The 12,068-nt window shown below is 72.8% G+C and carries 7 protein-coding genes and 1 pseudogene; 5 read left to right on the plus strand and 3 right to left on the minus strand.

Translation table 11 applies throughout. From position 1 onward, the window contains the following. Positions 1 to 4 precede the first annotated feature (4 nt). Entirely contained in the window at positions 5 to 1,441 is a 1,437-nt protein-coding gene (gene lpdA / locus CP981_RS29885; RefSeq protein ID WP_085927124.1) for a dihydrolipoyl dehydrogenase, read from the minus strand. A gap of 123 nt (positions 1,442 to 1,564) precedes the next feature. On the opposite strand from lpdA, the gene CP981_RS29890 reads away from it, so the two are divergent. Beyond that, positions 1,565 to 2,461, plus strand: a complete 897-nt coding sequence (locus CP981_RS29890; protein ID WP_085927123.1) for a LysR family transcriptional regulator — start codon at positions 1,565 to 1,567, stop codon at positions 2,459 to 2,461. A gap of 16 nt (positions 2,462 to 2,477) precedes the next feature. Here CP981_RS29890 and treY read toward each other — a convergent pair whose 3' ends face one another. Further along, the gene (gene treY, locus CP981_RS29895; protein WP_085927122.1) at positions 2,478 to 4,937 is read right to left on the minus strand and encodes a malto-oligosyltrehalose synthase; all 2,460 of its coding nucleotides are present in this window, start codon (positions 4,935 to 4,937) and stop codon (positions 2,478 to 2,480) included. A 177-nt stretch (positions 4,938 to 5,114) separates the two neighbouring features. Between treY and CP981_RS29900 the strand changes: the two are divergent. Beyond that, a pseudogene (locus CP981_RS29900) lies at positions 5,115 to 6,094 on the plus strand (MFS transporter); the annotation flags it as partial. On the opposite strand, the gene glgX reads toward CP981_RS29900, so the two are convergent. Further along, positions 6,054 to 8,252, minus strand: coding sequence for a glycogen debranching protein GlgX (gene glgX, locus CP981_RS29905; RefSeq protein WP_085927121.1), 2,199 nt, complete (start codon positions 8,250 to 8,252; stop codon positions 6,054 to 6,056). The pseudogene CP981_RS29900 and the gene glgX overlap by 41 nt on opposite strands. 255 nt (positions 8,253 to 8,507) lie before the next feature. Between glgX and CP981_RS29910 the strand changes: the two genes are divergently transcribed. The 3 genes from CP981_RS29910 to CP981_RS29920 all read left to right on the plus strand — a co-directional run bounded on the left by CP981_RS29910 (position 8,508) and on the right by CP981_RS29920 (position 12,034). After that, entirely contained in the window at positions 8,508 to 9,314 is an 807-nt protein-coding gene (locus tag CP981_RS29910) for a YML083C domain-containing protein (RefSeq protein WP_085927120.1), read from the plus strand. A 40-nt stretch (positions 9,315 to 9,354) separates the two neighbouring features. Continuing rightward, complete coding sequence (locus CP981_RS29915) at positions 9,355 to 10,683, plus strand: copper amine oxidase (protein WP_107429577.1); 1,329 nt, start codon at positions 9,355 to 9,357, stop codon at positions 10,681 to 10,683. Between the two features lie 100 nt (positions 10,684 to 10,783). After that, a complete protein-coding gene (locus tag CP981_RS29920) occupies positions 10,784 to 12,034 on the plus strand; it encodes an SAV2148 family HEPN domain-containing protein (protein WP_085927119.1) in 1,251 nt (416 codons plus the stop codon). Positions 12,035 to 12,068 lie beyond the last annotated feature (34 nt).

The following is a 12,068-nucleotide window of genomic DNA, read 5'->3' on the forward strand; positions in this document are numbered from 1 at the left end:
CCGCTCAGTGCTGGTGCAGCCCCCGCCCCGCCAGCGTCAGAAACGCCTCGCCGACCGCCTCCGACAGCGTCGGATGGGCGTGGATGTGCTGGGCGACATCGGCCGGTTCGGCGTCCCAGCCCACGATCAGCTGGCTCTCCGCGATCATCTCCGAGACATGTGGCCCGACGAGATGGACGCCGAGCACCGTGCCAGTGGCCTCGCCGCCCGCACCGTCCGCCGCCGCGATCACCTTCACCATGCCGCCCTGGCCGTGCACCATGCCCTTGGCGGTGGCGGCCAGCGGCATGGTGTTCACCTTGATGTCCAGGCCGCCGGCGCGGGCCTCGGCCTCGGTCCGGCCGACCGACGCGGTCTGCGGCGAGGAGTACGTCACCCGTGGCACGGCCGCGTAGTCCACCGCCCGCGACGGCAGGCCCGCCAGCGTCTCGGCCACCAACAGGCCCTCCGCGAAGGACGCATGGGCCAGGCCCGGGGACGGCGGCGGCAGCAGATCGCCGACCACATGGATGCCCGGGACGGCGGTCTCCAGCCGTGACCAGTCCGCCGGGGCGACGAACCCCCGCCCGTCCGCCGCCAGCCCGGCTGCCGCCAGATCCAGCCCGTCCGTCACCGGGGCCCGCCCCACCGCGACCAGCAGCCGCTCGGCCTCGATCACCAGCTCCTCGCCCTTCGGGGTGCGCACGGTGGCCCGCACCCCGTCCGGCAGCAGCTCGGTACCGGTGAGCGCCGAGCCCGTACGGACCGCGATACCGCGCTTCTTCAGTCCGCGCGCCAGATGGCGGCCCACGTCCTCGTCCTCCATCGGAAGCAGCCGCCCGGCCGCCTCGGCGAGGGTGACCTCGGCCCCCATGGAGCGGTGGAAGGACGCGTACTCGACGCCGATCGCCCCGCCGCCCAAAACGAGGACGGACGCCGGAAGTCCGGCCGCGAACAGTGCGTCGTCGCTGGTCACCACCCGTCGGCCGTCCGCGGCCAGGCCCGGCAGCATCTTCGGCCGGGAGCCGGTGGCCAGCACGATGCCGCGCCGCGCGGTGAACTCCCCGGCGTCCTCGACGTGGACCGTACGGGGCCCGGTCAGCCGCGCGGTGCCCTTGAGGACCCGCACCCCCGCCGTCCGCAAGTGCCCGGCCACCCCCTGGTGGTTGCGGGCGACGATGGTGTCGCGGGTGGCCACCAGGGCCGGCCAGTCCAGGGAGTCGACGGTGGCCTTGACGCCCCACCGTTCGCGGGCCTCCGCGATGCCGTCCACCAACTCGGCCGCGTGCAGCATGGCCTTGCTGGGGATGCAGCCGCGGTGCAGACAGGTGCCGCCGATCAGCTCGCGTTCGGCCAGCACCACCCGCAGCCCCAGGGACGCGGCGCGCAGGGCGGTGCTGTAGCCGCCGGTGCCGCCGCCGATGACGATGACGTCCGTCGTGTTCGGGTCTGTCTCACTCATGCGTTCAGACTCCGCCCACCTGCGGTGATGAGTCCAAGGCAATGTTTCCATGGAGGTGATGAAGAACCTTCATGAGGCGGGGCTTCCCGCACGGCAGGCCCTGGGGCATCGGGAGGGGCGGGCATGAGTCTGCGGCAGATGGAGTACCTCGTCGCGGTCGTGGAGCAGGAGTCCTTCACCCGCGCCGCCGAGGCGCTGCATGTCACCCAGTCCGCGCTGTCGCACCAGATCAAGGCGCTGGAGCGGACGGTCGGCGGCCCGCTGCTGGAGCGGATGCCGCGCGGGGTACGGCTGACCGCGATGGGCCGGGCCTACTTCCCGCACGCCCAGCTCGCCGTCCGCAGCGCCCGGCAGGCCCGCCGCGCCGCCCTCGCGGCGGGCGGTGCGGAAAGCGGCGAACTGCATATCGCGACGGTGCACGCCCAGGCGGTCGGCGTGCTCCCGGAGGTCTGTGCCCGCTGGGCCCGCGCCCGTCCGGGCGTCCGTCTGGTGCTCCATGAGTACGCCACCACCGAGGAGTTGGACGATCAGATGGCCCGCGGTGTCGCGGATCTGGCGCTCGGGCCGCGCCCCAAGGACTGGCCGGGACCGGTCACCGTCGTGGGCCAGGAGCGGATGGTGCTGGTCGTCCCGCACGGTGACCCGCTCGCCGCCCGGGAGTCGGTCCGCCTCGCAGAGCTGGCGGACCGCCCGTGGGTGCGGTGCAGCCTGGAGCCGGTCGTCGACGGGCGGCGCTGGCTGGACCGGGAGTGTGAACGGGCCGGCTTCACCCCGCGGACCGCCGTCCGCACCCAGCACAGCTCCACGGCCGTCCGGATGGCCTCGGCGGGCGTCGGCGTGCTGCTGACCGCCGCCCATGAACTCCGCGGCCTCGACTGTGCGGTCGTGCCCACCGACCCGCCCTGGCACCGCGACATCACCGTCTTCTCCCGGGTCGAACCGACCGGCGCGGCCGCGGAGTTCACGGAGCTGCTGCGCACGGTGGGCTGCGGGGAGGGGCAGCCGGACGCGACGAACTGACGCCACGTCACTCGTGTCACTCGCGGACGAACAGCGCCACCGGTGACTCCGCCAGCAGGTCGCTCAGCCCCACCACCGCGCCGCCCGGCAGCTCGCGCCCGGTCAGCAGCTCGCGCCAGGGGCCCTCCGACGGCAGCCGCAGCAGGGTGTCCCACCAGCCGCCGGTCTCCACCAGCCGCAGCGACAGCCGGGTCACCACCGTCAGCACCCGCCCGCCGCGGCAGAACGCCACACAGTGCTCGGCCGCCGGGCCCTCCCCGTACACCGGCTCGTACGAGGCCGCCGCGCCGAACCACTGCGGATGCTCGCGCCGCAGCCGCAGCGCCGCGGCGGTCAGCCGGAGCTTCTCACCGGACAGATCCCCCGGCGGGCTCCCGGCGTCCAGCGCGGTGAGCAGCTCGGGGCGAAAACGGGCCGGCCGCCGGTTGTCCGGGTCGACCAGCGCGGCATAGCCGAGCTCGGTGCCCTGATAGAGGTCGGGGACGCCCGGCATGGTGAGCTGGAGCAGCGTCGCGCCCAGCACATTCGCGCGGACGAACGGGGCGAGCTCCCCGTCCAGCGCGGCGAGCGGGGCGGCCGCGGGACCACAGGGCCCGTTACGGACGAACTCCTCGACGGCGTCCTCGTAGCCCGCGCTCCGCTCCGTCCACGAGGTGCGCAGCCCGGCCTCCCGCGCGGCCTTGAGCACCGCGGGCGCCACCCGCTCCGCCGCCTCGCCGTCACCGGCCGCACCCAGGCCGAACGCGGTCTGCCAGGCCAGCCACGACACCATCGGGTCCGCCGGGCCGAACCCGTCCACCGCGCTCGCCGTGCGGCCGCACACCGCGTCGTCGCCCATCGCCCCGAGCACATCCCGCCACCGGTCCGGGCACTCCGACAGCACCGCGATCCGCGCCCGTACATCGGCGCTGCGCTTGGTGTCGTGGGTGGAGAGCACGGTGCCGGACGCCGGGCGGTCCCGCTGGAGCCGGGCGCAGTACGCATGGAACACCTCCGGGGCGAGCGCCGGCTCCCCCGGACCCCCGCCGACCTCGCACGCCGACAGCAGCACCGGATAGCGGTAGAAGGCGGTGTCCTCCACGGATTTGGCGTGCAGCGCGGACGCGGTCTGCGCGAACCGCGCGGTGAAGTCGGCGCAGTCCGTGCCGTCGTGCTCCGGGGGGTCGGTCAGCAGGCCGAGCGCCAGATCGCGGATCAGATCGACCGCCCGCGCCTCCTCGGGCACCCGGAAGGCGGTACGCGCCTGCGCCGCCGCCGCGTCCAGCATGGCCGCGTCCTGATCGGCCCGTGTCGGATCCGCGGCATAGGGGCGGTAGACCGGCAGCCGCACCAGCAGCTCACGAAGGGCGTGCCGCAGCGCCCAGGTCGCATGGTCGCCCGGCCCGGGGGCGCGGGCGCTGATCCGCGCCGCGGTCCGCACCAGCCGTTCGATCTCGGTGGCCAGATCGTGGGTGACGACCTCGTACGCGGCCCGGCGCACCGTCTCCTCCCAGTCGCCGCCCTCGTCGGCCAGCGGGGTGACGAAGTCCCGGTAGTGGGAGAACAGCCGTCCGGCGCCCTGGGGGCAGACGAACAGCCCGTCGATGTGCCGCAGGGCGTCGTAGCCGGTGGTGCCCGCACAGGCCCAGCTGTCCGGGAGACGCTCGTCGCCGGTGAGGATCTTCTCCACCACCGTCCAGCGGCCGCCGGTCCGCTCGTGCAGCCGGGCCAGATAGCCGCCGGGGTCCGCCAGACCGTCCGGGTGGTCGATGCGCAGCCCGTCGATGACGCCCTCAGCCATCAGCCGCAGCACCGTGCCATGGGTCGCCTCGAACACCTCGGGGTCCTCGACGCGCACCCCGATCAGCTCCGAAATGGTGAAGAAGCGGCGGTAGTTCAGCTCGCTGCGGGCCAGCCGCCACCAGGCGAGGCGGTACCACTGGGCCTCCAGGAGGCGGTCCGGCGGCAGCTTCTCGGTCCCGGGGCGCAGCGGGAAGGCATGCCCGTGGTAGCGCAGCACCTCGCCCTCGACGCGGAAGTGCCGCCGCTCCTCGCCGATCCGGCCGCCGAGCACCGGCAGCAGCAGCCGTCCGCCGTGCGCCGCGCCCCAGTCGATGTCGAACCAGCGCGCGTACGGGGACGCCGGGCCGTCCCGCAGCACCTGCCACAGCGGCCCGTTCAGCGACATCGGCTCCGGCACCGCCATATGGTTCGGCACCAGGTCGACGACGAGCCCGAGGCCGTGCGCGCGGGCCGTCGCCGCCAGCGCCCGCAGCCCGGTCTCGCCGCCCAGCTCGGCCCGTACGGCCGTGTGGTCGACCACGTCGTAGCCGTGTGTGGAGCCCGGCACCGCCTCCAGCACCGGAGAGAGGTGCAGATGGGAGATGCCGAGCGCGGCCAGATGCGGGACGGCCCGCTCGGCGGCGGCGAACGGGAAGTCCGGCTGTAGTTGCAGCCGGTAGGTGGCGGTCGGCGACGGACTTGAGGGCTGCGTCATGGGAACACCCGTACCCCGCTGGCGGCCCGTTGTGTCATCTCCCTCCCGCATGGGTGTCGTTGTTTCCTCCGACGGAGTGGGCTCCGGGGTCCGGGCCCTTCGTAGGTCCGGTCCATGGGGCGCGCGGCGGGCCGCCGGTTAGCGTCGGGCGATGACCGCTGCCACCGCCGCTTTCCGCCGGGTGCTCGCGCTGGGCGGGCCGCTGCTGCCCGTCGTCTCCTTCCTCGGGACGACCGCCTGGTCCACACCGCGCTGTCCTTCGAAGGCACCCTGGACGGGTGTCGTTCGTACTCGGTCCGGCGCTGGTGGGGCTGTCCGCCACGGTGGCCCACCCGGCCGTGGCGCTCGCTCTGGCCGCGCTGCTGCTCGCGGTCTGCGGCTCGGCGTTCGCACTGCATCCCACGGCCGCGGCGCTACGGCCCACGGGCGAGGCGCTGCGGCCCACGGGCGAGGCGCTGCGGCCCACGGGCGAGGCGCTGCGGCCCACGGGCGCCGGTGCCGGGCCCGATCCGGACCGCCCCCGCGGCCGGCGCCCCGCCGCCCGGCCCGCCCGCGCCCGGATGCCCCGTGCGGTGCACGCCATGCGCGCCTCGATGGCGTTGCAGGGCGCCCTCTTCGGTGCCTGCCAGTCCGGCATCACGGCACTCACCGCGGACCTGCACCGGCCCGCCCAGGCCGGGCTGGTCTATGCCGCGATGGGCGTGATGAGCGCGGTCGCCGGGCTCTCGCTGGCGGCGGTGCCCGCCCGGATCGGGCTGCCGGTCCGCTGGCGGGCGGCCGCCGTGGCGCTGACCGCGCTGTCCGTGCCGCTGTTGTTCGTACGGTCCCTGGGGGCGCTCTACCTGGCCGTCGTGGTCCTCGGCGCGGCCTTCGCCCCGCATCTGATCACGCTGTTCGGTCTCACCGAACGGCTGGTGCCGGCCGCCCGGCTCGCCGAATCGATGGCCTTCCTGACCAGCGCGGTGGTCGGCGGCCAGGCACTGTCCCTGGCCGCCTCCGGCCGGCTCGCCGAGGCCTACGGCCCGTCCGCCGCCTTCGCGGTGGCCGTCGGCGCCGCCGTCCTGATCCTCGGCCTGGCCCTGACCACCCGGGCCACGGACCGCCCGGCCGCCGCGGTCAGGCCGGCCGCTGGAGCACCAGCAGGCTCCGTCCGATGAGCGTCAGCCGGTCGCCGGCCTTCACCTTGGCGCCGCCGCCGTCCGCCACCGCCTGCGGCCGGTCGGTGTCCACCACGACCTGCCACTGCCGGCCGAGGTGCTCGGGAACCCTGAACTCCTTCTCCTGGTCGTGGGCGTTGAACATCAGCAGGAACGAGTCGTCGGTGACCGGCTCGCCCCGGGGGCCCGGCTCGGAGATCGAGCTGCCGTTGAGGAACACCGTCAGCGCCTTGGCATGCACCGACTGCCAGTCGCGCGGCCCCATCTCCTCGCCGCCCGCCGTGAACCAGGCGATGTCGGACAGCTCGTCATGGGCGCCCTCCGCCGGGTGGCCCTGGAAGAACCGCCGGCGCCGGAACACCGGATGGTCCCGCCGCAGCCACACCATCTGCCGCACGAACGCCAGCAGCGCCAGCTGCTCCGCGTCCGCGTCCGCCGCCTCGTCCGAACCGTCCGCCTCGTCCGGCCCGTCCGCGTCGTCGGGCTCCCCGGCGCCCGCGCCCCGCCCCCGCTCCGGCCAGCGCACCCACGACAGCTCGTTGTCCTGGCAGTAGGCGTTGTTGTTGCCGTCCTGGCTGCGCCCGAACTCGTCGCCGTGGCTGAGCATCGGCACGCCCTGCGACAGCATCAGCGTGGCCAGGAAGTTGCGCATCTGCCGCGCCCGCAGCCGCCGCACCCCGGGATCGTCGGTCGGCCCCTCGGCACCGCAGTTCCAAGACCGGTTGAAACGCTCACCGTCCCGGTTGTCCTCGCCGTTGGCCTCGTTGTGCTTCTCGTTGTACGCGACCAGATCGTGCAGCGTGAAGCCGTCATGGCAGGTCACGAAGTTCACCGAGGCCAGCGGCCGCCGCCCGTCCTCCTGGTAGAGGTCCGACGAGCCCGTCAGCCGGGAGCCGAACTCCGCCAGGGTGCGCGGTTCGCCCCGCCACAGGTCCCGCACGGTGTCCCGGTACTTCCCGTTCCACTCGGTCCACAGCGGCGGGAAGTTCCCCACCTGGTAGCCGCCCTCACCGACGTCCCACGGCTCGGCGATCAGCTTCACCTGGCTGACGACCGGGTCCTGGTGCACCAGATCGAAGAACGACGACAGCCGGTCCACCTCGTGGAACTGGCGGGCCAGCGTCGCCGCCAGATCGAAGCGGAAGCCGTCCACCCGCATTTCCTGCACCCAGTAGCGCAGCGAGTCCATCACCAGCTGGAGCACATGCGGGCTGCGCATCAGCAGCGAATTCCCGGTGCCCGTGGTGTCCATGTAGTACTGCCTGTCGTCCGACAGCCGGTAGTAGGAGGCGTTGTCCAGGCCCCGGAACGACAGCGTCGGGCCCAGATGGCTGCCCTCGGCGGTGTGGTTGTAGACCACATCGAGGATCACCTCGATCCCGGCCTGGTGCAGCGCCCGCACCGCCGTCTTGAACTCCAGCACCTGCTGCCCGCGGTCGCCCCAGGACGCATAGGCGTTGTGCGGGGCGAAGAAGCCGATGGTGTTGTAGCCCCAGTAGTTCGTCAGCCCCGCGTCCACCAGCCGGTGGTCCTGGACGAACTGGTGCACCGGCATCAGCTCCAGCGCGGTCACCCCGAGCTTGGTGAGGTGGTCGATGACCGCCGGATGCGCCAGCGCGGCATAGGTGCCGCGCAGCTCCTCGGGGAGCTCCGGATGGCGCATCGTCAGGCCCTTCACATGGGCCTCGTAGAGCACCGTCTCGTGATACGCGGTGCGCGGCGGGCGGTCGTCACCCCAGTCGAAGTACGGATTGACCACGACCGACGCCATGGTGTGCGGCGCCGAGTCCAGGTCGTTGCGCACCTCAGGCCGCCCGAAGTGGTAGCCGTAGACGGCCTCGTTCCAGTCGATCCGGCCGCTCATGGCGCGGGCGTACGGGTCGAGCAGCAGCTTCGCCGAATTGCAGCGCTGCCCCCGCTCCGGCTCGTACGGACCGTGCGCCCGGAAGCCGTAACGCTGCCCCGGCATCACCCCCGGAAGATACGCGTGCCGCACATTGGCGTCGCTCTCGCGCAGCTCGACGGCGGTCTCCGAACCGTCGTCGTGCAGCAGACACAGTTCGATGCGCTTCGCGGCTTCGGAGAACACCGCGAAGTTGGTGCCCGCCCCGTCATAGGTGGCACCCAGCGGATACATCTGTCCCGGCCAGACCTGCATGGGTAGACTCTTCCACTTTCTTCTCGGGCGCTGCGGCGACTCCACGACACACATCCGCGGAACGGTGCGAAATCCTTCCCCTCATCTGTCGCAACTTTTCGTACACAAAGGCTTTTTCGCGAGATCTCCGCTGAATGGTGGCAACCGGTCGCGATGTCGCATCGTCCTACAGGTCGCCCTACAGGTGGTCCTATCGGAGGACCGACCGGGGGAGCCGACATGCGTGTCACGAGGATGTGACAGCAGGGGGGAACCGTGCGCCATCTGATGCACCGCCACCTGGGCAAAGCCGTCGCGGGCGCCGCCGTCGCCCTGACCGGCACGGCCGCCATGGTCGCGATCACCTTGCCGTCCGACGCCGGCGCCACCGGCGGTACGGACCCCCGGAGCCGGCCCGCCGCGGCCGCCCCGGGACGCGACCAGGGGCCGCCGCCACCCGGCGTCGTGGAGAAAGCCCCCGCGGAGGGGCAGCGCGGCCGGGGGCGGGACCCGCTCACCGACGACGAACTCCGCCGCGCCCAGGATCTGGCGCTGGCGCCCACCCGGCGCGGCGCCGCCGCCGACGTCACCGGACGGCCCGGGCCCGAACGCCTCACCACCGACCTGGCCGAACTCACCCCCGCGGAGACCGGGCTCGCCGACCCGCCGCGCCGGGCGCTGGTCTCCTTCTACGACTACAAGAGCGACAGCTACCTCACCAAGACCGTCAACCTCACGACCTCGAAGGTCGAGTCGACGGACACCCAGCACGGTGTCCAGCCGCCGCCCAGCCATGCCGAGGCCGTCGAGGCGGCCCGGCTGCTGATCGCCGCCCCGCTGGGCTCCGGGCTCCGCCAGGACTACCGCGACGCCACCGGGCACGACCTCACCGGGCCCGACCCGCTCTCCGTCACCGGCTTCGTCTACCGCGGCCGCGCCGAAGGCGACGCGCCGGGCGCCCTCGGCGACTGCGGGGAACACCGCTGCATCCGCCTCTTCATCAAGGTCAAGAACGGCCGGTGGATCGACACCCGCCGCTTCGTGATCGACCTCAGTGCCCGCACCGTCGCCCGTCTCGGCTGACCGCCGCCACCGACCGCACTCCACCTCACCGGAGCCCGCCTTGCCCGGAAGACGCACCCCTGCCACCCGCCGCCCGCACCGACGCGCCGCGGTCCTCGCCGCCGTCCCCCTGCTGCTCGCCACGGCCGCCCTGACGACCGGCCCGGCCGCCCAGGCCGCCCCCGGGGCCCCCGCCGCACCCGCGCCCACCCCCAACTGCGGCGCCGCCCACCGCATCACCCAGACGTTGGACGGCGGCACCGTCTGGCGCATGTGCTGGCACTACGAGGGCAACGCCGGGCTCGTCCTGGACGACGTCTCCTACCAGCCCAAGGGCGAACGCACCCCGGTCAAGGTGCTCACCACCGCCAAGCTCGCCCAGATCCACGTCCCCTACGACGACGGCCGGAACGAATTCGACGACCTCACCGGCCAGGGCTTCGCCCAGGGCCTCCAGAAGCTCGACCCCGCCGAATGCCCCGGCGGCACCCTCAAGACCGTCCGGGTACCCGGCGCCTATGACCCCGCGCACCCCGACGTCAGCGGCCTGTGCGCCACCACCCGCGCCCGCGGTCACGCCTACCGCATGGGCCCTTACCCCGGTGAGCGCGCCAAGATCTACCAGCTCCAGGGCAAGGACCTGCTGCTCTACACCGTCAACAAGGTCGGCTGGTACGAATACATCAGCGAATGGCGGTTCTCCGGCGACGGCGCCATGACCGTGCAGGTCGGCGCCACCGGCACCCTCTCACCCGGCGACTACGACGCCGGGGACGGCCGGGGCGCCCCGCTCGGCAAGGGGGCCAAGGACTACGCCACCAGCCACAGCCACAATGTCTTCTGGCGGCTCAACTTCGGCCTGGGCGGCTCCGCCGCCAACAAGGTCGAGCAGTTCGACTCCGCCACCACCGTCCGGTCCGGGGGCCGCACCCCCACCATCCGCACCACCCGCACGCCGGTCACCAAGGAGCTGGCCGGCGACGCCGGTCCGCTGCGCTGGTGGCGGATGGTGGGCGCGGGCCGCAACAAGGACGGCCACCCCCGCTCCTACGAGATCGTCCCCGGGCCGACCACCAAATACAGCGGGCGCAGTTACACCACACATGACGTCTATTTCACCGAGTACAACAAATGTGAGCAGTTCGCCAGCAACAACCTGGCCAACTGCGGAGCCCGGGCCGGCAAGAGCGTCGACACCTGGGTCAACGGCCAGCCGCTGAAACACCCCATCGCGTGGGTCAACATCGGGTTCCACCACATCGCCAGGGACGAGGACCAGGAGCCGATGCCCGTGCACTGGCAGGGCTTCCAGCTGGTCCCACGCGATGTCACGGCTATGAATCCGCTCACTCCGCCCCCGCTGTCCGGGCACAACGGGCACTATGGATAAGGGGAGTTGATAACCGACTCGATCCATCCTGCTGCACCGCCTCCCGCACCGCAGTAGTCTGCCTTGATCGTTGGCACGGGGGTTCGGAAGGCGGTGGCAGGTGAGCGGCGGGCTGGAGTTGCCCCCTGGTGACGAGAGTCATGAGGGCCATGAAGGCGGCTCCGTCGACGCACCGCCCGGCGCGGTGTCCCTGGCACGACCGCTGGAGATCGGCGCTGAGCTGGACTGGGGCGCCGACGCCTGGAGCGAGGTGCGTACCCGCGCCCGCCGGGCCGGCCGCGCCTACATCTGGCTGAATCTCGTCGAGCAACGGCTGCGGGCCGTCGTCGCCGCCGTCCTGCGGCCCATCTACGAACCGGTGCACGGCGACGAATGGGTCATCGCCGCGGCCGGCCCCGCCGGTCAGGAGTGGGTGCAGCGCGCGGTCGCCGTCCGCGAGGTCAGCCGCCGCAAGGGCTACCTCCTCGACCCCGCCGACGACAACATCGTCAGCTTTCTGACCCTGCCGCAACTCCGCGAACTGATGGTCCAGCACTGGCCCTGCTTCGAGCCCTACTTCGACGACCGCCGCGATGTCGAGCTGGCCCTCGACGAACTGGAGGTCGCCCGCAACATCGTCTCCCGCAACCGCGCCCTGTCCGAGACGGTCCTCGCCCAGGCCGAGCGCGCCTCCGCCCGTCTCCTGGACATCCTCGGCTCCGGCGTCGGCACCCGGATCTCCGGACGGCTGCCGATCGACGCGGTGGAGGACCTGGTCGGCGACCGCTACGCCGATGTCATCGGGGTGCACTCCGACCGGGTGCGGCTCCAGCGCCAGCTCCCCGCCGAGGACCTCTTCGGCGACGCCCGCCGGCTCGACGCCGTCGGCATAGGCCTCAACCTCCTCGTCCAGAACTACTCCGGCCGCCGCCTGGTCCGGCTCGCCGAATCCGGCTGCCGCGTCCGGCTGCTCTTCCTCAACCCGGCCAGCAGCGCGGTCCGCCGCCGGGAGCGCGAAATCGGCCTGAAGAAGGGCGAGATGAGCCGCTCCATCGAGATGAACATCCTCCATATGCGGCGGGTCCGGGCCCGGCTGCGCGACCCCGGCGCCTTCGAGATCCAGGTCTTCGACGAGACCCCGCGCTTCACCGCCTACCTCGTCGACGGCGACGGTCCCGACGGTGTGGCCGTGGTCCAGCCCTACCTGCGCAAGAGCCGCGGAATGGAATCCCCCGTTCTCGTCCTGCGCGGCGGCGGCCGGGAGGTCGTCCGCCAGGACGCCCCGCACACCCGCGACGGCGACCACGGTCTCTTCGAGACCTACCGCGAGGAATTCGAGAGCATGTGGGCGGATTCGCGGCCGGTTTCCTGAACCGGACGCGCCGCCCCCGTCACCCACGGGGGCG

The sequence above is a fragment of the Streptomyces platensis genome (assembly GCF_008704855.1).
Taxonomy (GTDB): Bacteria; Actinomycetota; Actinomycetes; order Streptomycetales; family Streptomycetaceae; genus Streptomyces; species Streptomyces platensis.